This is a genomic window from Allofournierella sp. (assembly GCF_048388525.1).
Classification (GTDB): Bacteria; Bacillota; Clostridia; order Oscillospirales; family Ruminococcaceae; genus BQOK01.
The window spans coordinates 22,255-45,074 of the sequence record NZ_DBGCTQ010000068.1 but is presented as its reverse complement, the minus strand read 5'-3'; the positions used below and the strand labels follow the sequence as shown (position 1 = coordinate 45,074).

The following is a 22,820-nucleotide window of genomic DNA, read 5'->3' as shown; positions in this document are numbered from 1 at the left end:
GCAGGGGGTCAGCCCTTGATTCCGCCCGCGGACAGGCCCTTGATAAAGGATTTTTGGAACAGCAGAAAGATGACGAGCGCGGGGATCATGCCAAGAATGGTGGCCGCGGCCATCAGGTTCCACCTGGCTCCGTAGGTTTGAAAAAAGATGGAAATGGCAATGGGGATGGTGTGCACCTGGCGCTTTTGCAAAAAGAAGATCGCCTGCCCATAGTTGTTCCAGATGGATACCGCGTTCATGATTACCGCGGTGGCGGTGATGGGTTTTAACTGGGGAAAGATGATCCGCCAAAACGCGGAAAACCAGCTGCAGCCGTCGATGATGGCGGCTTCCTCGAACTGGCGGGGGATGGCCTTGATAAAGCCCACATATAAAAATGTGGTCAGGGGCATGCAGTTGGCCGCGAGCAGCAGGATCATGGCCCAGCGGGTGTTCACCCCGCTGATGCGCTGCATCAGGGTATACAGCGGCACCGTGTTCACGATGGGGGGCACCATCATACCCAGCATGAACAGTGAAAAAATAAAGCGGTGCAGCCGGTTTGGAAACCGCACGATCACATATGCCGCGCTGGCGCTTACAAACAGCAGCAAAAGCATTGACCCGGCGGTGATCACGGTGGAGTTGAACATGGCCTGCCCCAAATGCGAAACGCGCCAGGCCTCGGAAAAATTGTCGAAATACAGGCTGGGGGCGAACGCGTCCCCCTTCAGAACAGAAAAATCGGCCGGGTTCAGCCCAATGGTGAGGAGGGTGTAAAAGGGGAATGCCGATACCGCCGTGATGACGGTCAAAAGCAGATAGCCCAGCCCCCGCATGCCCCGGTTGCGCCTTGTCATGTGTATCACCTTTTTCTTTTACATGTCCACTTCTTTTTTCTTGAGCGTCCAGGTGCTGAACAGTACCGGGATCAAAATGACCACAAACAGGATCAGCGCAACGGCGGTGGAATAACCGGTGCTGCTGCCGTAGCACATGCGGTAGATGAAAATGCTCAGCGACTCGGTGGAATAGCCGGGCCCGCCGCTGGTGAGCGCCATGATGATATCGAACACGCTGAAGCAGCCGATCAGGTTCAGGATCAGGTTGATCTTGACCGAGGGGATCAGCAGGGGGAGGGTGATCTTGAAAAATCCGGAGATCGGGCCGCAGCCGTCCACCACGCTGGCCTCCCGCAGCTCCTGCGGAATGGTCTGCAGCCCCGCCAGGTAAACGATCATGCTGCCGCCTATGTATTGCCAGGAATTCACCACAATGATCGCCCAGATTGCCTTGGAGCCGTCGCTCAACAGATCGGGGTAAAACTGCCCCAGCCCGAGGCTGGTGAGAATCTGGTGAAGCGCCCCCGTTTCCGGCTTGATGATCAGCAGCCAGATGTAGCCCATGATCAGCGAACTGATCACGGCAGGGGAGTACACGATGGCCCGCACCAGGCTGGAAAACCGAAGCCCGCAGTCCAGCAAAAGGGCGTACAAAAGGCCGAACACGTTCATCAGGATGGGGGAGATCAGGCCGAACAAAACGGTGATATATAAGGCATGCAGCGCCCGTTCGTCCTTGAAAAAATCGAAAAAGTTTTGCAGGCCGATCCATTTTGGGGCGCCGAAACCGTTCCAGTTGGTGAGGCTGATGCCCACGCCGCTGAAAAATGGAACGATAAAAAATACGGCGAAAAGCAATGCCGCCGGCCAGATCATTGCAAAATGAAGATTTGCACTTATTTTCTGCCACAGATTCATGCGGGCCGTCCTCCTTTGCGTTTTGCCGCGGGCGGGCAGGCGGAGCCGTTTCCAGCCCCGCCTGCCGTTCTGCCTGCCGCTTTTATTGGTAGGTCGCCGTCCAGCATTTTTCAAAAGCCGCTGCATATTCAGCCGCAAATTCCGCACCGGTGGCGTATTTGCCGCTGTACAGATCCTGGATCATGCGGCCGATGTCGTCCGGGGCGAAGCCGATGGGCGAATCGGACCAATCCACAATGAGCGAATTTTGCAGCGCGGCCTCCACGTCGTTTTTCATGGGGCCCCAGTCGGCGTCCACATCTTTAAAAGCGCTGGGGCACTGGCGAAGCTCGGTGAATTCCTTTTGCAGTTCGGGGCTGAACAGGTATTCCAAAAACACCTTGGCCTCTTCGGGATGGGCAGATTCAGCCCCGATGAAGTATTTTACGTCGGGCGCGTTCAGCATGACCGGCTGGCCGCCGGGGACCAAAGCGGGCAGGGGGGCAAACCCGATGTTGGTAAAAGCAGGGTTCTTTTCCTGAATCAGCGAAACAGCCCACAGCCCCTGCATCAGATTGGCGGTTTTGCCGTTTGCGAAGGCGTCCAGCGCGTTGTCGTAGGTGGCGGTCAGAAAGTCGCTGTTGAACAGATCCTGGTCGCGCAGGTCCAGAATGGCATTTGCAAACAGTTCGGGAGCGCTGCCCGGGGCGGCCAGGCCGAGTATGGCCTGGTCGTTTTCAATCATGGCCTTTTTGGTCTGCACGTTGCCGCTGGCCTGCCGGATGGGGCTGTAACCCCAAACGTCCATCATTTGCCCCAGCATCCAGGCGTCCTTGCTGCCCACATAAAGGGGCGCAACATCGGGCTGCTGCTGCCTGATCGCCAAAAGATTCGCTGCAAACTCTTCGTAGGTTTCAGCGGGAGCAAGGCCCAGGGCGCTGTAAATGTCCTTGTTATACAGCAGCCCAAAGCTGGAGGTATTTGTGGTGATAAAGAATTGCTTGCCGGTTTTGTAGTCGGTGCATACTTCCTTTATGCCGGGGACCAGCCGGTCCCACCAGCCGGTCATGTCTGAGAGATCCAAAAAGCGGCCCTGGTCGATGTAAATCTGGCTGGAACCGCCGTTGATGATCTCGGGTACGTCGCCCGTTTGAAATTTCACCTTCAAAGCAGCGTCGTAGTCCTTTTGAAATTCCATTTCCACCTTGATATCGGGATGTTCGGCCTCAAAGCGCTCGATCACGCTTTCGTACCAGTCCACATTTTCAATGATGGCGTTAAAGAAATGAATGGTCACGGGCTGGGCGGCGGCCGGGGTGCTGCCGGAAGCCTGCGGGGCGCCGCCGGCGCAGCCGATCAGGGAAAGGCCCATGACCGCGGCCAGCCCTAAGGCGAGAAGTTTTTTCATGCTGGTTCCTCCTGTTTTTTTGTTCAGAGAATTAGGTGTGTACGAAGTGCAAAACGTTTTGCCGCTGATTTCATTATACGGGTTTGGAGCTGGCTGCGGGCTTCTGATTTTTTTGGATTTGGTGCTCTTTTTTGGGATTTGCGTTGCGCAAATTTAAACTCATTATATAATTGTATTTGTTGAAAAAGAACGAAATATGTCTATAATACACAACGAACGGGGCACATACAAACCCTGCTCTTTCAACCAACCTTGCAGGAAAGGGGCCGCTTTTATGGCAAAAACTCCCCGCCCGTTTGAAAAAACAAATATGAAGCTGCGCATTTATGCGCTGGTGGCGCTGGCGGTCTTGATCTCCACTGCGGCGGCTTCGCTTTTTTCCTATAGCCGTTACACCGCCGACCTGCGGACCAAGGTTTCGCTGAGCAACCAGCAGCTGCTGGAACAGGCCGCCAACAACCTGGACAGTTATTTTGACGATCTGGCCCGGCTCTCGCTGGTGCCGGCTTACAATACCTCGCTGGTGAGTGAACTGGAACAAAGCGGGGGCGGGTTCCAGGCCGCGCACCTGGAGCTGGAAAACCGCCGTTCCATCGAAAATTTTTTGGATGAGATGATGATCTACCCGCGGCAGGATATCCTTCACGCGTTTATTATTTCCGGCCGGCAGGTGTTTTACGGCAGCCGCATGCGCCCCACCATTGATTGGGAACAGGATCCCACCACGCTTGATTGGTACACACAGGTTCAAAATATGAGCGGAGGGCCCATTTACCTGGGGCCGCACCAGGACCCCCTCCTAAAGAATGATTCCACCACCGTGTTTTCGGTGGTCAATATCATCCGCAGCCTGAAGGACAGCCGCGCCGTGCTGGCTTACATTAAAATCAATGCGGATTTTTCAGTGATCAACAACATTTGCGGCCAGATCGACCTGGGGCCGGGCAGCGGCTTGCTGCTGGTGGACGCGGCTGGAAATGAGCTGTTTTGTTCGGCACCAAAAAACCGTGGGATTGAGCCGGAGCAGCTTGCGCAAAGCAAAAACGGAAGCACGCCGGACGGGGAATTTTTGGTTTACCGCATGGAGCTGCCGCGCCCCGGCTGGATGCTGTACGGGGTGGTGGAACAGGAGAGCCTGCAAAAGCAGGCCAAACAGACCAGCCGTATGAGCCTGCTGATCGGCGCGGGATGCGCGGTGGCCGCACTGTTTTTGGTGCTGCTGGCGCTCAAGGCACTGCTGGCACCCCTGTATAAGATCATGAGCCTGGCGCGGCAGGTGGGCGGGGGAAACTTTAAGGTCCGTTTTCCGGCGGACCGGCGCGATGAAGTGGGCCTGCTGGGGCGCTCGATGAATGAGGTGGTACAGCAGCTGGACGCCAGCGTGCAAAAAAATACGCAGCTGGAAAACAAGGTCATCCGGGCGCAGCTGGTGGAAAAGGAAGCGCAGGTTTCCATGCTGTACAGCCAGATCCAGCCGCATTTTATTTACAACACCATGAATATGATCAGCATGCTGGTGGAGCTGGACCGGGGCGAGGCCGCGGTGAAAAACATCCAGCGGCTGAGCCTTTTGCTGCGCAGCATGAGCAAGAGCAACACCATGCACCCTTTGGCCGATGAAGTACAGCTGCTGCGGGCATATCTGGAAATCCAGACCAGCCGCTACGGTGAGCGGCTGGTCTATGAAATCCTGCTGCCGGCCGGGCTGGAACAGTGCGCCGTGCCCACCCTGATTTTGCAGCCCATTGTGGAAAACGCGGTGATTCATTGCTGTGAAGAGGCCTGCGTGCCGGTGCATGTGCAGATTGCCATTTGCGCCGAGGCCGGCGCCCTGATCGCCACGGTTAAGGACGACGGAGCGGGAATGGACGAGGCGGCGCTGAAGAGGATCCGCCAACGGGTGGAATGCAGCGACGAGGCGTTTTCGGCCGAGGGGCCGGGCACCGGCGGCACCGGCCTGCGCAACGTGAACAGGCGCATTCAGATTCGCTATGGGGAGCGCTATGGGCTTTCCATTCAGAGCAGCCCGGGGCGGGGCACCACGGTGACGCTGCGGCTTCCTGCACAGGAGGGAGAAAAATTATGATCAGAATTCTGGCCGTGGATGACGAACCGCTGATGCTGGAGTATCTTGAGCGCTTTTTGACCAACCTTTTCGGCGATGGGGTGCGGGTGACGCTGGCCCAAAACGGAAAGGACGCGCTGGAATTGCTGGAGGCGGTGCCCGTTGAGCTGGTGATCACCGACATCCGCATGCCCGTAATGGACGGGCTGGAGCTGGCGCGCCAGATCAGCGAACGCAAGCTGCAGGCAAAGGTGATTGTTTTATCGGGCTACGAAGACTTTTCCTATGCACACCAAGCGCTGAAATACAGCGTGAGCGACTATCTGCTGAAGCCGGTGAGCAAGGAGGAGCTGGCGCTGGCCGTGCAAAAGCAGATCAGCCAGATCAAGCTTTTAAAGCGCCGGCGGCAGGATTACCTGCAGGTGGTATCGAACTCCAACGCATACCGGACGCTGGTGGGGCAGAACCTGATCAGCGCCGTTACCCACCGGGAAAACCTTCGCTTGCAGCAATATTACAAGCTTGCCTGCCAGCTCGGCATTGAGGAGATCCAGACCGACGGCGCGATCCTTCTGCTGGAGGTGGACCGCTGGAAGGGGGCGTGCACCGGCCTGCCCCCGCGGGAGCAGGGGGTGTTTGCCATGATCCTGGCCCAGCAGGTGAGCGAGTTACTGGGAAAAAAGCAGCTTCCGGGGTTCTCGGTGCCCGAGCCGGACGGAAAAACCCTGGTCTATCTGGCGGGCGAGGATCACCTGCAGGTGCAAAAACAGGCGCGCGATATTTACCGGCAAACAGCCGACTATCTGCGGGTGGAAACAAATACCTTTGTGAGCGGGGCGCTGGGCAGGGTGTACCCGGACGTGCTGCAGATGGACGCCTCGTACCGGCAGGCGGAAAACCTGCTGGCCCAGCGCATGGTGACGGGTAAAAGCGGCCTGCAGCTTGCCGCGAAAGGCAGCAGCAGCAATTTTTGCGGGGAAATGCGGGCCCTTGTCAGCGATTTGTACAGCTGCGCGGCGCGGGGGCGCGAGGTGGGCTGCCACCTGCAGCTGACGAGCTTTGCAGCGGCTATGCCCGATTTCGAGTGTGAAACGGTCTATCGTTTCGGCCTGTTTTTGGCTGAGCGGCTGTTCGCAGCCATGCCCCAGCCCGAGCCTGTGCGGCTGGACGCGGCGGTACAGCAATTGAATGCCCGGCTCAAAACGGAGAGAAAGCCATTTGACGCTGCGGAAACGGGCGAATTGATGGGGGCGCTGGTGCAGTGCTTTTGCGCCCAGGGCGAACAGGGGGTGAATTGCAGCCAGCTGATCGCCGCCAGCAAACGATATATTTACCAGCATTACAGCGAGCCCATCAGCCTGGCGCTGCTGGCCGAAGAACTGGGCGTATCCGAGAGCTACCTGAGCAGCCTGTTCCACAAGGAAACAGGCGAATCCTATATCAAGTTTTTGACCCGGGTGCGCATGGAGAAAGCGGCGGAACTGCTGCGGGCCAACCGGAACATCAAAATGTACGAGGTGGCCCATCAGGTGGGTTATTTCAATGCAAAGCATTTCAACCACGTGTTCAAGCAATGGCAGGGGGTACCGCCCAACGAATACCAGCTGCGTTTTTTCGGCGAACTGTAGGTGCAAAGGAGAAGGAAACATGCCATACACCGTTTTATATTCCGGCCCCGGCGGCACGCGCTGGGGCCAGCCGCCGGCGGGGGGGCAAGACGCGCCCATTGCCCGGCTGCGCCTGCTGCCCCGGGAGCGCCGCCAAACCCTGCTTGGCTTTGGCGGCGCGTTTACCGAGGCAGCGGCCTATGTGTTTTCGCTGCTGCCCGAGCCTGCGCAGGAGGAATTTCTCGGCGCTTATTTTGACCCGGGGCAGGGGCTGGGCTACACGCTGGGGCGGGTGAGCATTCACAGCAGCGACTTTTCCCTGTGCAGCTATGTGTACACCGACCCGGGCGACGAAAAGCTTGTCTCGTTTACCCTGGCGCATGAACAGAAGTGGCTTTTCCCGCTGCTGCGGCGGGCAATGCGCCGCGGCAAGGGCCTTGCACTGCTGGCAAGCCCCTGGAGCCCGCCGCCCTGGCTGAAAACCAACGGCAGCATGCTGCAGGGCGGCGCGCTGCGCGAAGGGGCGCAGGACAAATGGGCCGCCTACATTGACCGCTACCTGAGCGAGATGAAGGCGCAGGGCCTGCCGGTGGAGTATTTGAGCGTGCAGAATGAAGCGGAAGCAGTGCAGCCGTGGGAATCCTGCGTGTACACACCCGCCCAGGAGGCCGCGTTTGTGGCGGATTTTTTGGGCCCGCGGCTTGCACAGCATCACCCGGAGGTAAAGCTGCTGGGGTGGGATCACAACCGCGACAATATTCTGCCCCGGGCGGACGCGCTGTACGGCGGGCGGGCCGCCCGTTATTTGTGGGGGCTGGGGTTCCACTGGTATGTGTGCGATGAACACCGGAATTTAACGGCGGTACATAACGCCTGGCCGCAAAAGCACCTGCTGTTTACCGAGGGTTGCCTGGAGGGGGGACCCCAGCCCCACGGCTGGCAGCCGGCCGTGCGCTATGCCCGCGATTACCTGCAAAACCTGAACCACTGGTGCGAGGGCTTTTTCGACTGGAACCTTTTGCTGGACTGGCAGGGAGGGCCGAACCACGTGGGCAATTATTGCCACGCGCCCATTTTGGCGGATACGGCCGCCGGCCGGATCCATAAAAACAGCGCCTATTATGCCATTGGGCATTTCAGCCGCTTTTTGAAGCCCGGCGCCCATTGTTTGGGGATGGAAAATCCATCCCCCCTTTTGGCCGCCGCCGCTCAAAACCCGGACGGGAGCCTCGCCTGCGTGCTGCTGAACCCCACAGACAAACCGATGCGGGCGCAGCTGAGCCTTTCGCCCGGGCAATCTGCGGAGCTGCTGATGGAGGGCGAAGGGCTTGCCACCGTGCATTTTACAGCCTAGGCGCCGCGCCCGCCCCGGCAAACAGCAAGGCCGCCCTGTAACAGGGCGGCCTTGCTGTTCAGGGGTCCGGGACTGCGGCGCGGGGCAAAGGGACCAGCCCGACTGCTTTGGGGCGCGGGGTCACACCGCGTCCTGGCTGGTCATGCCGGTGCGCAGCTTTTCCACCGCCGCCTTTTCGATGCGGCTGATGTAGCTTCGGCTGATGCCCAAAAGATCAGCCACCTCCTGTTGGGTGAGCGGCGGCTGACCGGAAAGACCGTACCGAAGCAGGATCACCTGCCGCTCACGGCCGGAGAGATGCTCTACAAAATCGTGCAGGCGGGCGCTTTCCTCCCGCTGCTCGTAATCCTCGTGAATGATAAAATCGTCGGGCACCACGTCGATCACCGTGAGGGTACTGCCGTCTTTTCCCGCCTCGATGGGGTCCTGCATGCTCATGGTGGCCGGGGCCTTTTTCAGCTTGCGGAAGCTCATGCGCACCTCGTTGTCGATACACTTGGAGGCGTAGGTGGAAAAGCGGGCCTTCTTGGTGTTGTCGAAGCTGTTCACCGCCTTGATCAGACCAATGGTGCCGATGCTGATCAGATCCTCGGCGTCGCCGGGGGTGGAATAATATTTCTTTACAATGTGCGCCACCAGGCGCAGGTTGTGGCGGATGATGCGGTCCCGCGCGGCCAGGTCGCCGGCCTTGAACGCGGCAAAAGCCTCGATTTCCTGCGTCGGCGTCAAGGGCTTGGGGAAGCTGCTGGCCTCCAGATGAAGCGCCAGATATACGATGTGGCTGGCGACGAAACTTAAAAATACCCCGAACATAAAAAATCCCCTCCCGCATCTACTGTATGGCGGGAGGGGCTTGGCCTATGCCTTATCTTGGCGGGGCAGGCGGCGGAAAAAGCGGACGAGGAACGGGATACAGGTGAGGAAGGTGAGCAGGTCCGCCGCGGGCTGGGCCGCCTGCACCCCCCAAAGGCCGATGGTATAGGGCAGGATCAGGATGAGCGGCAGGTAATACACCCCCTGCCGCAGGCAGGACAAAAAGGTGGCCGAGGCGCTTTCGCCGATGCTCTGGAACAGCATGTTGGCACAGGTGGAGGCGGGCACGAACAGCATGGCGCAGCACTGCAGCCGGCAGGCCAATGCGCCGATGCGCACCACCTCGGGGTCGTTGCGGAAGGTCTGCACCAGCCAGGGCGCGGCGAAAAAGGCGCCGACGGTGACCAGGGTCATGCAGACCTGCCCCAGAATCAGGGTGAAGCGGAAGGCCTGACGCAGCCGGGCGTATTTTCCCGCCCCGTAGTTGTAGCCCGCCACCGGCTGGAAGCCCTGCCCGATGCCCAGCATTACCGAGAACACAAACATAAAAATGCGCCCCACAATGCTCATGGCAGCCACCGCGGCATCGCCCCACATGGCGGCCTGCACGTTCAAAAGGGCGGTGGCCAGGCTGGCCAGGGCCTGGCGCGAAAAGCTGGGCAGGCCGCAGGCCAGAATACGCCCCACGTCCGCCAGGCGGCGGGTGAACAGCCGGGGCGAGAGCACCAGCTGGCTTTTGCGGCGCAAAAACATCGAGAGCAGGATGCAGAAGCTCACACACTGGGAGAGGGCGGTGGCCAGGGCCGCGCCCGAGATCCCGAGATGGAGCACAAAGATGAAAATGGGGTCCAGGGCGATGTTTAAAAGGCCGCCGGTGGTGAGGCCCACCATGGCGAAGGCGGCCTTGCCTTCGAACCGCAAAAGGTTATTCATGGAAAAGCTGGCGCACATGAGCGGCGCGGCCAGCAGGATGAAGCGGGCATAGTCCTTCGCGTAGGGCAGGATGGTGGGGGTGGCGCCCAGCGCCCGCATGAGCGGGTCCAAAAACAAAAGCCCCAGCGCGCCGATCACCGCGCCGCACCCCAGCGAGAGGAAGAACGCCGTGCTGGCAAAACGGTTGGCGCTCTCGCCGTCCTGCTGGCCGAGAAAGCGGCTGATGATGCTGCCCGCGCCCATGCCGATCATAAAGCCGAAGGCCTGCAGGATCGCCATCAGGCTGAACACCACGCCCACCGCCCCCGAGGCGCTGGTGGTGCCGATCTGGCCCACAAAAAAGGTATCGGCCAGGTTGTAGATCGAGCTGATCAGCATGCTGGCGATGGTGGGCGCCGACAGGGTGAGGATGAGCTTTGGGATCGGGGTTTCGATCATGCGGCGGAATTGTGCGTTTGACTGCTCCATGGGTAAATGGCCCCCTCCTGCGCTGCAAACGGCGGGCCATGCCCGCCGTTCTCCCGGTATTTTACATGAATTTTACTTTATCATAGCACGAACCGGCCGTGGGCGCAATGCCGCGGGGCAAGGAGCAAAAAAAGCCCCCGCCCGGCGCGGGGCGGGGGAGAAAAAAGGGGCAGCTTATCCGGCGGGCACGTAGCCGGCCGCCTGGACCGCCTGCCTGCCGGCGGGGCCGCACACCCAATTGAACAGCTGGCGGGCGGGGGCATCGGCCCCGGTTTCAGCGCGCACAGCCGCGTAAAACTCGTTGGTGAGCGGGTAGGTGCCGTCGCCGATGGTCCCGGCGGAGGGGAGCACCCCGTCCACGGCCAAAAATTTGAGGCCGGGCTTTTGGTACATCTCGCTGGCGTAGTAAAACACCGAATAGCCCAGGGCATTGCCCGCGCCGCTGTAGCCGGCCAGGCCGTCGATCAGGCCGCCCATCATGCCGGGCCGCAGCTCGGTGGGGGCGTCCATGAGGGGCTCCGGGCCCATGAGCAGTTTTTTGAACAGGGTCTGGCTGCCGCTGGTCTCGTCCCGCTGGAAGGCCACGATCGGCTGGTCGGGACCGCCCACCTCGCTCCAGTTGACGATGCGGCCGGCGTAGATGGCGACAAGCTGGCTGCGGGTGAGGCTCTCGACCGGATTCTGCTCGTTGACGATGAACACCAGCGCGTCCCGCCCGATGGGGGCGATGTCCAGCGCCGGGCCGCTTTCCAGCTCTTTTTGGACTTCGGCCGGCGCCTCGTACACCAGCAGAAGGTCGGCGGCGCCGCTTGCCAGGTTGCGCCAGCTTTGGGCTGTTTTGCTGGCGGTGCAGCAGGCCTCGGCCTCCCCGACCGGGATGCCGCACACGCTGCTCATCACCTGGGCCATCAGGGGAAGGCAGGCGGTGGAGCCGTCCACCACAGGGTAATTGTCCAGCGTGGGCAGGGCGGCGGGCGCGGAGGCGGCGGGCGGCGGAGAGAGGAGCGGCGCCGCGGAGCCCGCCGGGGGCACGGAGCCGCCGCAGCCCGCGGCAGTGAGCAGCAGCAGCGCGGCCAGCGCGCCGCAAGAAATGCGCTTTACCATGGTTCATCCTCCTCGTCTTCAAAGCTGTCGAAGATGCTTTCGCTCCACACCCAGCGGCCCTGGTAGTCCATCACGCCGCGGGTGAAGCCCCGGCGCACCGCCGCGCCGTATTCATCCGCCGAATAAATGCGGTTGAGCCCGGTGAGCAGGGGCGAGCCGTCCGCGCCCAGCAGATCGCACAGAGACGCCCGCCCCTGCTGGTAGGAGGCCTGGTACAGGCCGGAAAGAAGCTCGTTGTTCGCGATGCCCCGCCACTGGTTGTAGATATAGGTGTAGCGGCTGCTGCGGGCGAGGAGCGCGCCGTCAGGGGAATAAAGGGCCGTGTCGGTGCCGTCTTCCCCGTGAGAGACGGTATAAAAGCCGCCGGGGAGCAGCGAGATGTTTTGGGCGCCCAGGGTGGCGCTGCTGGCGATCGCGCCGCCCTGGGCGTCCAGCAGCAGAACAGTGTCGTTTTCCAGGTTCAGCAAAAAGCGGCCGTCCTGCTGGGTGAACCACCGGCAGGAATACTGCCGCCCGCCGAGCTGCACGGTGTGGAATTCGTCCTCGGGCCCGCGCACGGCCCAGTCATCGCCCATGCACCAGACAAAGGGCTTTGGGCCGCGGGCAAGCTGCCGGCCGGTGGAGAGCTCGGTGACCACATATTCGCCGCCCTGCCCGAAGCAGGCGCGCCCGGGGCCGCAGACGCACTGGAACCCCTCCAGGATCTCGCCGGTGGCGATGCAGAAGAGGGCGTCTTCCGTGCGGCCCAGCTCCCCGTCCCAAACCATTTTGGAGGCGCAAAGATATCCGGGGGTGGGCTCGTTCGGAGAGAAGATATACCAGGGGGCCAGATCGCGGAGGACCTCCAGCTCGTCGTTTACCAGCACGCTGACCGGCTGCATCCCCGGGCGGGTGGCGAGGTAGACGCCCGGGGCGATCTTTTCGGGCCGGCCGTAGCCTTGGAGGCGGGTCTCGCCGGTTTTCAGGTTGCGGTACAGGCTGTCGGACTCGCTGTTGATCTCGATCACCGCGTTGTACTGCAGGTGGGCCCAGTCGTTCAGCAGAGCGTCCGGCGCGCAGCCCAGCAGCTGCCGGCCGGAGAGGTCGTAAAAGCCCCCGAAAGAACCCTCGGGCCGGTGCCCGGTCACCGCGTAGCCGGCGATCCGGCCGGTGGCGGCATCCGTTACAAAGTTTGCCCCGCCCGGGCCGTTGTACAGCACCCGGCCCTCGCCGTACAGAACGGTGTTCTGGCTGTACTCGCCGGCATACAGGATGTAATAGCTGGAAGCCGGCACGCTGCCCTGCGCGGGGACCGCGGCGGGGGCCGGCGCTGAACCGGAAGCGGGGGGCTGGGAGGCCGCCGCGCCGGGGCCGGGCGGCGCGGCGCAGGCCGCGAGCAGAGCACAGACGAGCGCGGGGCACAGGATTCTGCGGATGGTTTTCACAGGCGGATCCACCTCCCAAGCAGGAATGCTTTTACTGTTAAAACGAACGGGGCGGCTGAAATATTGCTTTTGCGCCCCGCGGCGGGGAGATGCGGCCGCCCCCGCGCGGCCCGGGAGGAAAAGGAAAGGGGCAAGGGGAGCTTTTGCCGGAAGATTTATGAAAGCTCCGATCCAAAAAAGTTTACAAATATTTTAAAAGAGGGGCGGTTGTATTTTACACAGGAAAAGAGTATACTGGGCAACGTGAGCCGACCGACCGGTCGGTCGGAAAAATATGGAAGGGCCGCCGCCGGCTGCGGCAGAGCGGCCCGCACAGGGGAGAAAGCCGTACTTATGCCGAAATATTGCGTGAAAAAGCCGTTCACCGTGTTGGTGGCGGTGGTGATGGTAATCGTGCTGGGGGTCATCAGCTTTATGAACATGACCACCGACCTTTTGCCCGCCATGGAGCTGCCCTATGTGGTGGTTGTGACCACCTACCCCGGGGCCAGCCCCGAAAAGGTGGAGACCGCCGTGAGCGCCCCCCTGGAGGCGGGGCTGGGCACCGTGAACGGGGTGACCAGCGTGACCAGCTCTTCCAGCGAGAATGTGAGCATGGTGGTGCTGGAATTTGAGAACGGCACGAATATGGACAGCGCCATGGTGAACCTTTCCACCGCGCTGGACCAGGTGAAGGGCTACCTGCCCGACACCGCCCAAAACCCCATGCTGCTGCAGCTTTCGCCGGATATGCTGCCGGTGATGATCGCCAGCGCCGACAGGGAGGGCATGGACATTTACCAGCTGACCGAGTTTGCAAACGACACCCTGATCCCCGCGTTCGAGCGGCAGGCGGGGGTGGCCAGCGTGAGCGGCACCGGCCTTGTGGAGCGCAGCGTGGAGATCCGCCTGGACGAGGAGAAGATCGAGGCCATCAACACCAGGGTGCTGGCCAGCGTGAACGACAAGCTGGCCGACGCCAAGGCGGAGCTGGACAAGGCCCAGAAAGAGCTTGCGGACGGCAAGGCCGAGCTTGCCAGCGGCAAGACCGAGCTGGAGGACAAACAGGCCGAAACTGCCGACAAGCTGGCCGACGCCAGCGCCCAGCTGGATTCCGCCATCGCCCAGGCGCAGGCCCTGGCCAGCCAGGAAACGGCGCTGAACGCCAGCAAGGCCGCGCTGGAGATGGAACTCAAGGGGATGCAGCAGCTGGCATCGAACCAGAGCATGCTGGAAGGGCTTGCTTGTATGATTGCGAGTGGAATTTCTTCAACAACTGTTACAGACACAACTGCGGCGGTTGGCGTCATTCAAGCAGCTGATGATACTGTGTGGGATGGAGCATGGCAGACAATCATTAATACCCCGGGCGTTGGCGCTACCATTCCTGATGAAATAAAATCTCTTACCAAGGAAAGTTTCCTGGGAATGCTGGCAAAAGCACAAACAGCCCCTGCCCGCGTTGCTGAGATCGAAACCGAGCTGGCGAACCTGACCACCGAGCTGGCGGCCGCGAAGGTGATGAAGGAAGAGGCACAAAAGGGCATCGACAAGGCCCAGGCCGCCTACAAGGAGCTGGAGACGGGCAAGCTGAACGCCGCCGCCGGCTTTGGCAGCGGCGCGGCCCAGATGGCGGCCGCCGAGGCCAGCCTCAAGCAGGGTGAGGAAGCGCTGAAGGACGCCCGGGAGCAGTTCGACGACGCCCGCGAGGAGGCGCTGAAAAATGCCGACATGAGCCAGCTGCTCACCAAGGATATGGTGGCAAAGCTGGTGATGGCGCAGAACTTTGCCATGCCCGCCGGTTATCTGTACCAGGGCGAGGATCAGTATCTGCTGAAGGTGGGCGACGCGTTCGCCAGCCTGGAAGAGTTGGAAAACGCCATGCTGCTGCACATGGAGGCCGGCGGCGTGGGGGACATCCGGCTTTCGGACGTGGCGACGGTGACCATGATCGATAACAGCGGCGAGAGCTATGCCCGGGTGAACGGCAACGTGGCCGTGGCCCTGAGCATCCAGAAAAGCTCCACCGCTTCCACCAGCGCGGTGTCCAAGGCGGCGAACGCCGCCATTGAGGAGCTGGAGGCAAAGTACCCCGGCCTTCGCATTACCCCCCTGATGGACCAGGGCGACTACATTAAAATGACCGTGAACACGGTGCTCTCGAACCTTGCCTGGGGCGCGCTGCTGGCCATTCTGGTGCTGGCGCTGTTCCTGAAGGACCTGCGCCCCACCGGCGTGGTGGCGTTCAGCATCCCCATCAGCCTGATGTTCGCGGTGGTGCTGATGTATTTTTCGGGCGTTACCCTGAACATGATCAGCCTGTCCGGCCTGGCGCTGGGCGTGGGCATGCTGGTGGATAACTCCATTGTGGTGATGGAGAACATCTACCGCCTGCGGGGCGAGGGCATGCCCGCGGCAAAAGCGGCGGTGAGAGGCGCAAAGCAGGTGGCCGGGGCCATTGCGGCCTCCACCCTGACCACGGTGTGCGTGTTCCTGCCCATTGTGTTCACCAGCGGCATTACCCGCCAGCTGTTTGTGGACATGGGCCTGACCATCGCCTATTCGCTGGCCGCCAGCCTGCTGGTGGCGCTGACGGTGGTGCCCGCGCTCAGCTCCACCTTACTGCGCACGACCAGCGAGAAAGGGCACCCCTTGTTCGACAAGGTGCTCGTTCTTTATGAAAAGGCACTGAGCTTCTGCCTGCGCTTCAAGGTGGTGCCCCTGGGCCTTGCCATGGCGCTGCTGGGCGTGTGCGTGTGGCACACCGCCCAGATGGGCATGGAGTTTATGCCCAGCATGGGCGGCAACCAGGTAAGCGCTACCCTTAAGCTGCCGGAGGACACCCCCCGCGCCGACGCTTACGCCATGGCCGATGAGGCGATGGACCTGATGCTCACGGTGGACGGCGTGGAGACCGTGGGCGCCATGGAGGGCGGCGGCGGAATGATGAGCATGATGGGCGGAGGCGGCAGCAGCGGCAATAAGGTGGAGAGCGTGAGCTTTTACCTGCTGCTGAGCGAAAAGGCCGCGCAGAACAGCGCGGAGGCGGCAAAGCAGCTGGAAGCACTTTCGGCCCGGCTGCCGGGCTGTGAGATCGAGGTTTCCACCTCCAACATGGATCTGTCGGCACTGGGGGGCAGCGGGCTGGAACTGATCGTGCGAGGCCGGGAGATCGAGACACTGAACCGCATCACCCACGACCTGATGGACCTGCTCTCGGGCGTGGAGGGCCTGGAAGAGGCCTCGAACGGGCAGGAGGAAGGTGCGCCCCAGCTGCGGGTGGTGATCGACAAGGACGCCGCCATGCGCTATGGCCTGACCGTGGCTCAGATCTACAGCGAGCTGTCGGCCGCACTGACCACGGAGACCACCTCCACCACCCTTACGGTGGGCCAGAGCGACTACGAGGTGAATGTGGTGGACGAGCGCAACGCCGTGGACCGCGACAACCTGATGAATTACGAATTTGAAACCAGTGTGCAGAACGAGGACGGCGAAACCGTGACCGAAACCCACACCCTGGCCGATTTTGCCAGCCTGAAGAGCGATTTGAGCGTGGCCTCGGTGAACCGCGAAAACCAGCAGCGCTACATGACCGTGACCGCGGCCACTGCCGAGGGCTATAACACCACCCTGATCGGCCGCCAGGTGGAAAAGCTGCTGGCCGACTATGAGGTGCCGGACGGCTATACCGTGGAGATCGGCGGCGAAACCCAGACCATTGCCGACGCCATGGGCGATCTGGTGCTGATGATCCTGCTGGCGGTGGTGTTCATTTACCTGATCATGGTGGCCCAGTTCCAAAGCCTGCTGTCGCCCTTTATTGTGATGTTCACCATGCCTCTGGCGTTCACCGGCGGCCTGCTTGCGCTGTGGCTGGCAGGGCAGCCGCTCTCGGTGATTTCCATGCTGGGCTTTTTGATCCTGGCGGGCATTGTGGTGAACAACGGCATTGTGTTCGTGGATTATACCAACCAGCTGCGGCTGGCGGGCATGGAAAAGCGGGCGGCGCTTCTGCTTACGGGCAAGGCCCGCATCCGGCCCATCCTGATGACCGCCCTGACCACCATTCTGGCCATGAGCACGATGGTTTTCTCCAAGGGCATGGGGGCCGAGATGGCGCAGCCTATGGCGCTGGTAACCATCGGCGGCCTGGCCTACGCAACCCTGCTCACCCTGTTCGTGGTGCCGGTGCTGTATGACCTTTTGTTCCGCCGGCAGCTCAAAAATGTGGATGTGGGGGAGGACGACTGATGTATACCGAAAAACAGCAAAGGATATTCGGCGCCGTGCTGGACCTGGCAAAGCAGGGGGAGAACCTGTACACCGTAAAGGTGCAGGATATTGCCACCGCGGCCGGGGTGGCAAGGGCACCCTGTACGAATATTTTGACTCCAAGGAAGAAATTCTGGTGCACACCATGCTCTGGTGCCTGGAGAAGGAGCTGACCGAGTTAAGGGCCTCAATTACGCCCGGCGGCAGCTTTGAAGAGGATTTGGAGGCGCTGCAGCGGTGTGTGGCTGAGCGCAGCCGCCTGCAGGGCGGGGTGTATTGGCTGATCATGAGCAGCTTTTCCGCAAATGATCTGCCGGAGCTTGCCGAGAGATACAAGACCGAGATGGAGCAGCGGGACGCCGAAGGCCGGGCGATAAAAGCTGGGTTGATCGCCAAGGGCAGGGCGGAGGGCCGCATTGCGGCCAGCTGCTCGGACGACTACTGCAATTATGTGATCGACACTGCGATGAAAAGCGTGGCGGAGCCGCTTGGCGGATGCAGCGGCAGCCAAAGCGGCGTGTACAGCCTGACCATGGTACACAAGGCCCTGGCATGAAAAGCGTTAAAAACGAGGGGGCGGCCCTTGACAGGGGCCGCCCCCTCGTTTACAATAGGATACATCCAATAAAAGGGAGTAGTTCGCGCCCCGTTCCCCGGAACGCGGCGTGGCGCGGTCCGTCATCCCGTGCGGGGGCTGCCAGCCCCGGTACCGGGCCGCGCACGGGTGCCTTGGCGTTCGGAGCGAGACTTTTGTTGTGCTTTGGGGCACAATAGAAGTCTCTTTTTTTGTGCCTGCGCCCAAGAATAAGGGAGGAATGGATCGAATGATCTGGAATTGTGTGGTACTGTTGTTCGGCTTTGCGCTGCTGCTCAAGGGGGCGGACGCATTTGTGGACGGCTCCTCCGGCATCGCCCGCCTTTTGCGGGTGCCGGGGGTGGTGATCGGCCTCACCATCGTGGCCATCGGCACCAGCCTGCCCGAGGCGTCGGTATCCATCACCGCGGGGCTTGTGGGGGCAAACGGCCTTTCCCTGGGAAATGTGATCGGCTCGAACATCTTCAATCTCATGGTGGTGGCCTGCCTGTGTGCGCTTATCATGACCTTTTCGCTGGAAAAGCAGCTGCTCACCCGGGATTTCCCGGTGTGCGTGGGGGCCAGCGCCCTGCTGGTGGTATTTTTGCTGGACGGTGTGCTGGCCCGCTGGGAGGGCTTTGTGCTGATGGCGGGAATCATAGCCTATATTGCATGGACGGTGGCGGCCACCCTGAAAAACCGCGCCGGCACCGAGCCCTGCACGGAGACCATCTCCCCGGTCAGATGTGTGGTGTTTATTGTGCTGGGGGCCGCGGCCATTATTTGGGGGGGCGACCTGGTGGTGGAAAGCGCCAGCGCCATCGCCCGCACGCTGGGTCTCACCGAAACGCTGATCGGCCTGACCATCGTGGCGGTGGGCACCAGCCTGCCGGAGCTTGCCACCAGCATTGTGGCGGCAAAAAAAGGGGAGAGCGGCCTTGCGCTGGGCAACGCCATCGGTTCCAGCACCTTTAATATCCTGTTCATTTTGGGCGCGTCCAGCGCGCTGAACCCCATCGAGGCGCCCGCGGGCATTTTGGTGGACGCCCTGATCCTTCTGGCCCTCACAGGCGCGCTTTTTGTGTGGTGCCGCATTAAGGGCCGCATGACAAAGCCCATGGGGGCGGCAGGGCTGACGGCCTATCTCGCTTATATGGTATACCTGATCGTAAACGCATAAGCGGCGCCCAGGCATTGTTTCAAACTTCCCCGGCCAAGGCCAGAAAGGCCTCCATGGCCGGGGTTTTCCATTTTGCGGCGTGGCGGAACAGGCGGCTGGGCACCACCGCCGCAAACCCCTCCACCTGCAGCGGCACAAGCTCGCCCCGGGCCTGGGGCCCCTCCAGCAAAAAGCCGGGCAGCAGGGCCACGCCCAGCCCGCTCAGAGCAAACTTCAAAATGGCGGTGGTGCTGTCGGTTTCCAAAAAAATATGGGGCTGCAGGCCCTGGAGCGCGCAAAAATTTTCAAACACGGCCCGGTAGGGGCAGCCCTGTTCGGTAAAAAGAAAGGGTATGCCCGAAAGCCTGGCGGGCGGCACGGGGCCGGGGCTGGCCCAGGGGCTGCCCGGCGCCGCGGCAAGCTGCAGCGGGTGGGCCCCGGAGCAGCTTTGGGCCCAGCTGCCGGGGACCGGCCCCTCGCCCAAAAGCCATACAAGGTCCAGCCCGCCCGCGTTCAGCTGGCGGGCAAGCTGGTTCCAGCTGCCGGTCTGCACCTCCAGGTTCACCTGGGGATACCGCTCATGATAGCGGCGCAGCAGCTGCGGCAGCGGCCCGCCGCACAGTGAGGTAAAGACCCCCAGCCGCAGCTTGCCCCGGGGCGGGCCGGGCTGCCGCACGGCAAGCTTTGCATTCTCGGCGCCCCGCACCAGAGCGCGGGCGTGCTCCAGCAGGATCTCGCCCGCCGGGGTGAGGGCGATATGCCTGCCCAGCCGGTCAAACAGGGGCAGGCCGAGCTCCTGTTCCAGCAGCTGGACCTGCGTGGTCACGGTGGACTGCATGTAGCCCAGCTCCGCCGCCGCGCGGGAAAAGCTGTTCAGGTCCGCCACCCGTATAAAGGTGTTCAGATTGCGAAGCTCCATATCACCGTCTCCTTGATGTATCGAAAAAAATGAATATAGATATATTATAATTCAATTTTACAAATCCGAAAAGGGGAGCTATACTCAAGGCAGGATGAATTTTAGGAGGTATTTTGTATGAACGTGACCGTGATCGGCAGCCATCTCTGCCCCGACACCGTCTATGCGCTGTGCGAGCTTCGCAGAGCGGGCGCAAACATCGAGTTCAAGGACCTGTCCGCCTCGCTGGCGGATCTGAAAGCGTACCTGGCCCTGCGCGAGAGCGAGCCGATGTACGACACCGTGCGCCGGGCAGGCGGGGTCGGCATTCCCTGCTTTGTGCTGGAAAACGGCGCCAAAACACTGGAGCTGGACGAGGTGCTGGCCGGCTGCTGAGCGCCCGGGAGGGGCTTGTGGCGCCAAGGCCGCGGCATCAAAAACGGGGGTACCGGTCAGCGCTGACCGGTGCCCCCGTTTTTCGGTTGCATCGAAGAGGCGGATGTGCTATAGTGGGAAAAATCACAACAGGGAGGGAACGTGGGATGGATCGAGCCGGCGTTGACGGAGGCCGCCCCTTTGACTGGAGCCTCGCCTCGGGCTATTACGCCCGCTACCGGGATATTTACCCGCCCCGCTTTTGGCAGGCGCTGCCGGACGCGGGGCTTTGCGGCCCGGGCAAAGAGGTGCTGGATCTCGGCACCGGCACTGGGGTGCTGCCCAGGGCCATGTATTCCTGCGGAGCGCACTTTACCGGGGTGGACTCGGCCCCCGGGCAGATCAGGGAGGCCAGGCGGCTGGCGGAACAGGCGGGCATGGAGATCCCGTTTTTCTGCTGCCGCGCCGAGGAAATGCCCTTTGCCCCGGCCAGTTTCGATGAGATCACCGCCTGCCAGTGCTTTACCTATTTTGACCATGGGGTCCTGGCCCCGGCGCTGCACCGCCTGCTGCGGCCGGGCGGCCGGTTTGCGGCGCTCTATATGGCCTGGCTGCCCGCGGAGGACGAGATCGCGGCGGCCAGCGAACGGTTGATCCTGCAATATAACCCCCAGTGGACCGGCTGCAACGAGGTGCGCCGCCCCATCCCGGTGCCGGAAGTGTATGGGGCGTATTTTACGCCCGAGTGCAGCCAGGTGTACGATCTGCCGGTGCCCTTTACCCGCGAGGGCTGGCACGGCCGGATCATGGCCTGCCGCGGGGTGGGCGCCTCGCTCAGGGGGCAGGCGCTGGAACAATTCGGGCAGGAGCATCGCCAGCTGGTGGCGCGCATTGCGCCCGAGCGGTTCCAGGTAGCGCATTACGCGGCCCTGGCGGTGCTGCGGGCAATATGAGCCCTTACAGCTCCACCCGTACCGGACGGTCCAAAGCCATGCTTTCGGGCGTGACCCGGCAGTCATATGCCAGCACCTGCACCCCTGCCGCCGCGGCCATCCGAAGAGCCTCGCCAAACGCGGGATGGGCGGCCCAGTTGGGGCCAAACGCATAGGGGCCTTTCATCTGAATCACGATGAGCACACAGCAGCGCCAGCCCTGCCCGGCCAGTGCCGTGAGCTCCCGCACATGCTTCAGGCCCCGAAGGGTGGGAGCGTCGGGGAAACGGGCGTACCCGCCCGTTTCCAGGGTGCAGCCCTTTACCTCGACCAGCATTTTTTGCCCCGCCTGTTCTGCGTAAAAATCGAAGCGGGAATCGCCCAGCCGGTATTCGGCGCGAAGCGCGCCCAGCGGGCCAAGGCCGCCCGCGGCCAGCCACTCCTTGGCGGCGGCGTTGGGGGCGGCGGAATCCATGTTCACCAGCAGGGAACCCTTTTTTACCGCCACCAGGTCACAGGGGGTCTTGCGGGCCGGGTTTTCGCTGCGCTCCAGGTATACCGGCGCGCCGGGCACCAAAAGCTCAGCGCAGCGCCCGGTATTTTTCACATGCACGGCGAACGGTTCGCCGTTGCCGCGCACCGTTGCCACAAAGCGGTTGGGGCGTGCCAGAAATGTGGCCGGTTCGATGTGGGAATACTGCATTTTTGCGTCCTTTCAGGGGTCGAAAAGACCCGGAAATTGGCTTTTTCAGTGGTTTTGCTTGACGTATTCTACAGGAATGCTATAATTTTACCAAAGCATACCGAAACCGGCCGCACCGGCCGGCAGACCGGCGTATGCGGAGGGTTTTGCACACTGAAAAGGAGAGGTAAAAACAATGAAAAAGAGCAGCGAGCAAACTGTGATCAGTGCAGATAAATATTACACCATCACCGCCGCAAATGGCAAGGTGGTAGAGGTGGCCGACTTCAACACCGAGAACGGCGCCGCCATTCAGCTGTGGGACTATGCGGGCGAGGACTGGCAGCAGTGGAGCTTTGTGCGCGCGGGCGACGGGGTGTACCGCATCTGCAACAGGTTCACCGGCAAAATGCTGGATCTGATCGCCGGCGGCGTGGTGGACGGCACCTGGGTCCACCAGTGGGAGGGGGCCAGCGGTTCCAGCCAGCTGTGGGTGCTGGAATCCACCGGCGACGGCCGCGTGAAGATCCGCTCGAACCTTTCGGGCAAATGTTTGGATGTGGTGGGCATGAACCAGGAGAACGGCGCGCGGCTGCAGATCTGGCAGGACGTGAACGGTGAGAACCAGATCTGGTTGGTGCAGGAGGCAAAGGCTGTGAAGAAAGCCGCCCGCGCCAAAAAAGCCGGAGCAGCGCCGAAAGCCGCCGCCCAAAAGGCTGCTGAGCCCGCAAAAGCCGAAGCAAAGCCTGCTGCCAAAAAGCCGGGCCGAAAGCCCGCCGCCAAAAAGGCCGCGCCCAAGGCCGAGCTGGTGAAGCCCGCCGAGACCACCAAGGCGCTGGCCGAGCAGCCCAAGACCACCAAGGCGCTGACTGAAAAGAAAGCCGCCCCCGCCAAGAAGGCTGCGCCTGCTAAAAAGACGGAAACCGCCAAGAAAACGGAGCCTGCAAAAAAAGCTGCGCCTGCCAAGAAGGCCGACAAAGAATAACAAAAACGGGGCCGGCCCGCTGCCGCCGGACCTTCTGTGGGTAAAATTAAGAACGGCCGCCATCCCT

19 protein-coding genes are annotated in these 22,820 nt (G+C 61.6%); 10 read left to right on the top strand and 9 right to left on the bottom strand.

Annotated features, from left to right (window positions below):
- Positions 1 to 8 precede the first annotated feature (8 nt).
- From ACMLHZ_RS08935 to ACMLHZ_RS08925, 3 genes are all read right to left on the bottom strand, one after another.
- Positions 9 to 839: a carbohydrate ABC transporter permease gene (locus tag ACMLHZ_RS08935; RefSeq protein WP_418667397.1), complete on the bottom strand. Its 831-nt coding sequence runs from the start codon at positions 837 to 839 to the stop codon at positions 9 to 11.
- Positions 840 to 857: 18 nt separating this feature from the next.
- Positions 858 to 1,739: a carbohydrate ABC transporter permease gene (locus tag ACMLHZ_RS08930; RefSeq protein ID WP_418667396.1), complete on the bottom strand. Its 882-nt coding sequence runs from the start codon at positions 1,737 to 1,739 to the stop codon at positions 858 to 860.
- 82 nt (positions 1,740 to 1,821) lie between these two features.
- Positions 1,822 to 3,126: an ABC transporter substrate-binding protein gene (locus ACMLHZ_RS08925; RefSeq protein WP_418667395.1), complete on the bottom strand. Its 1,305-nt coding sequence runs from the start codon at positions 3,124 to 3,126 to the stop codon at positions 1,822 to 1,824.
- A gap of 274 nt (positions 3,127 to 3,400) precedes the next feature.
- Between ACMLHZ_RS08925 and ACMLHZ_RS08920 the strand changes: the two genes are divergently transcribed.
- From ACMLHZ_RS08920 to ACMLHZ_RS08910, 3 genes are read left to right on the top strand one after another with little or no spacing between them, the layout of a single operon-like run.
- Positions 3,401 to 5,212: a cache domain-containing sensor histidine kinase gene (locus tag ACMLHZ_RS08920; protein ID WP_418667394.1), complete on the top strand. Its 1,812-nt coding sequence runs from the start codon at positions 3,401 to 3,403 to the stop codon at positions 5,210 to 5,212.
- Complete coding sequence (locus ACMLHZ_RS08915; RefSeq protein ID WP_418667393.1) at positions 5,209 to 6,819, top strand: response regulator transcription factor; 1,611 nt, start codon at positions 5,209 to 5,211, stop codon at positions 6,817 to 6,819. Before ACMLHZ_RS08920 ends, ACMLHZ_RS08915 begins: the two co-directional genes overlap by 4 nt.
- A gap of 19 nt (positions 6,820 to 6,838) precedes the next feature.
- Positions 6,839 to 8,152 carry a glycoside hydrolase family 30 protein gene (locus ACMLHZ_RS08910; protein ID WP_418667392.1) on the top strand — a complete coding sequence of 438 codons (1,314 nt, stop codon included), beginning with the start codon at positions 6,839 to 6,841 and terminating at the stop codon, positions 8,150 to 8,152.
- A 120-nt stretch (positions 8,153 to 8,272) separates the two neighbouring features.
- Here the strand turns inward: ACMLHZ_RS08910 and ACMLHZ_RS08905 are convergent, their stop codons facing one another.
- The 4 genes from ACMLHZ_RS08905 to ACMLHZ_RS08890 form a co-directional block, all read right to left on the bottom strand.
- Complete coding sequence (locus tag ACMLHZ_RS08905) at positions 8,273 to 8,965, bottom strand: sigma-70 family RNA polymerase sigma factor (protein ID WP_418667391.1); 693 nt, start codon at positions 8,963 to 8,965, stop codon at positions 8,273 to 8,275.
- Positions 8,966 to 9,010: 45 nt separating this feature from the next.
- Positions 9,011 to 10,366 carry an MATE family efflux transporter gene (locus ACMLHZ_RS08900; RefSeq protein WP_418667390.1) on the bottom strand — a complete coding sequence of 452 codons (1,356 nt, stop codon included), beginning with the start codon at positions 10,364 to 10,366 and terminating at the stop codon, positions 9,011 to 9,013.
- Between the two features lie 174 nt (positions 10,367 to 10,540).
- The gene (locus ACMLHZ_RS08895) at positions 10,541 to 11,470 is read right to left on the bottom strand and encodes a PstS family phosphate ABC transporter substrate-binding protein (protein WP_418667389.1); all 930 of its coding nucleotides are present in this window, start codon (positions 11,468 to 11,470) and stop codon (positions 10,541 to 10,543) included.
- Positions 11,464 to 12,894: a DUF5046 domain-containing protein gene (locus tag ACMLHZ_RS08890; protein WP_418667388.1), complete on the bottom strand. Its 1,431-nt coding sequence runs from the start codon at positions 12,892 to 12,894 to the stop codon at positions 11,464 to 11,466. Before ACMLHZ_RS08890 ends, ACMLHZ_RS08895 begins: the two co-directional genes overlap by 7 nt.
- 333 nt (positions 12,895 to 13,227) lie before the next feature.
- On the opposite strand from ACMLHZ_RS08890, the gene ACMLHZ_RS08885 reads away from it, so the two are divergent.
- The 4 genes from ACMLHZ_RS08885 to ACMLHZ_RS08870 all read left to right on the top strand — a co-directional run bounded on the left by ACMLHZ_RS08885 (position 13,228) and on the right by ACMLHZ_RS08870 (position 18,902).
- On the top strand, positions 13,228 to 17,127 hold the full coding sequence (locus ACMLHZ_RS08885; RefSeq protein WP_418667387.1) for an efflux RND transporter permease subunit: 3,900 nt from the start codon (positions 13,228 to 13,230) through the stop codon (positions 17,125 to 17,127).
- Positions 17,127 to 17,321: a hypothetical protein gene (locus ACMLHZ_RS08880; RefSeq protein ID WP_418667386.1), complete on the top strand. Its 195-nt coding sequence runs from the start codon at positions 17,127 to 17,129 to the stop codon at positions 17,319 to 17,321. Before ACMLHZ_RS08885 ends, ACMLHZ_RS08880 begins: the two co-directional genes overlap by 1 nt.
- Complete coding sequence (locus ACMLHZ_RS08875; protein WP_418667385.1) at positions 17,285 to 17,704, top strand: hypothetical protein; 420 nt, start codon at positions 17,285 to 17,287, stop codon at positions 17,702 to 17,704. The genes ACMLHZ_RS08880 and ACMLHZ_RS08875 overlap by 37 nt, the downstream gene beginning before the upstream one ends.
- A 268-nt stretch (positions 17,705 to 17,972) precedes the next feature.
- Positions 17,973 to 18,902: a calcium/sodium antiporter gene (locus ACMLHZ_RS08870; RefSeq protein WP_418667384.1), complete on the top strand. Its 930-nt coding sequence runs from the start codon at positions 17,973 to 17,975 to the stop codon at positions 18,900 to 18,902.
- 19 nt (positions 18,903 to 18,921) lie between these two features.
- Here ACMLHZ_RS08870 and ACMLHZ_RS08865 read toward each other — a convergent pair whose 3' ends face one another.
- Positions 18,922 to 19,800: a LysR family transcriptional regulator gene (locus ACMLHZ_RS08865; RefSeq protein ID WP_418667383.1), complete on the bottom strand. Its 879-nt coding sequence runs from the start codon at positions 19,798 to 19,800 to the stop codon at positions 18,922 to 18,924.
- A gap of 117 nt (positions 19,801 to 19,917) precedes the next feature.
- On the opposite strand from ACMLHZ_RS08865, the gene ACMLHZ_RS08860 reads away from it, so the two are divergent.
- Positions 19,918 to 20,175 carry a glutaredoxin gene (locus ACMLHZ_RS08860; protein WP_418667382.1) on the top strand — a complete coding sequence of 86 codons (258 nt, stop codon included), beginning with the start codon at positions 19,918 to 19,920 and terminating at the stop codon, positions 20,173 to 20,175.
- A gap of 146 nt (positions 20,176 to 20,321) precedes the next feature.
- A complete protein-coding gene (locus ACMLHZ_RS08855; RefSeq protein ID WP_418667381.1) occupies positions 20,322 to 21,107 on the top strand; it encodes a class I SAM-dependent methyltransferase in 786 nt (261 codons plus the stop codon).
- Positions 21,108 to 21,111: 4 nt separating this feature from the next.
- Here the strand turns inward: ACMLHZ_RS08855 and sfsA are convergent, their stop codons facing one another.
- A complete protein-coding gene (sfsA, locus tag ACMLHZ_RS08850; RefSeq protein ID WP_418667380.1) occupies positions 21,112 to 21,789 on the bottom strand; it encodes a DNA/RNA nuclease SfsA in 678 nt (225 codons plus the stop codon).
- Between the two features lie 175 nt (positions 21,790 to 21,964).
- Between sfsA and ACMLHZ_RS08845 the strand changes: the two genes are divergently transcribed.
- Positions 21,965 to 22,753: an RICIN domain-containing protein gene (locus ACMLHZ_RS08845; protein WP_418667379.1), complete on the top strand. Its 789-nt coding sequence runs from the start codon at positions 21,965 to 21,967 to the stop codon at positions 22,751 to 22,753.
- The last annotated feature ends 67 nt before the right edge of the window (positions 22,754 to 22,820 follow it).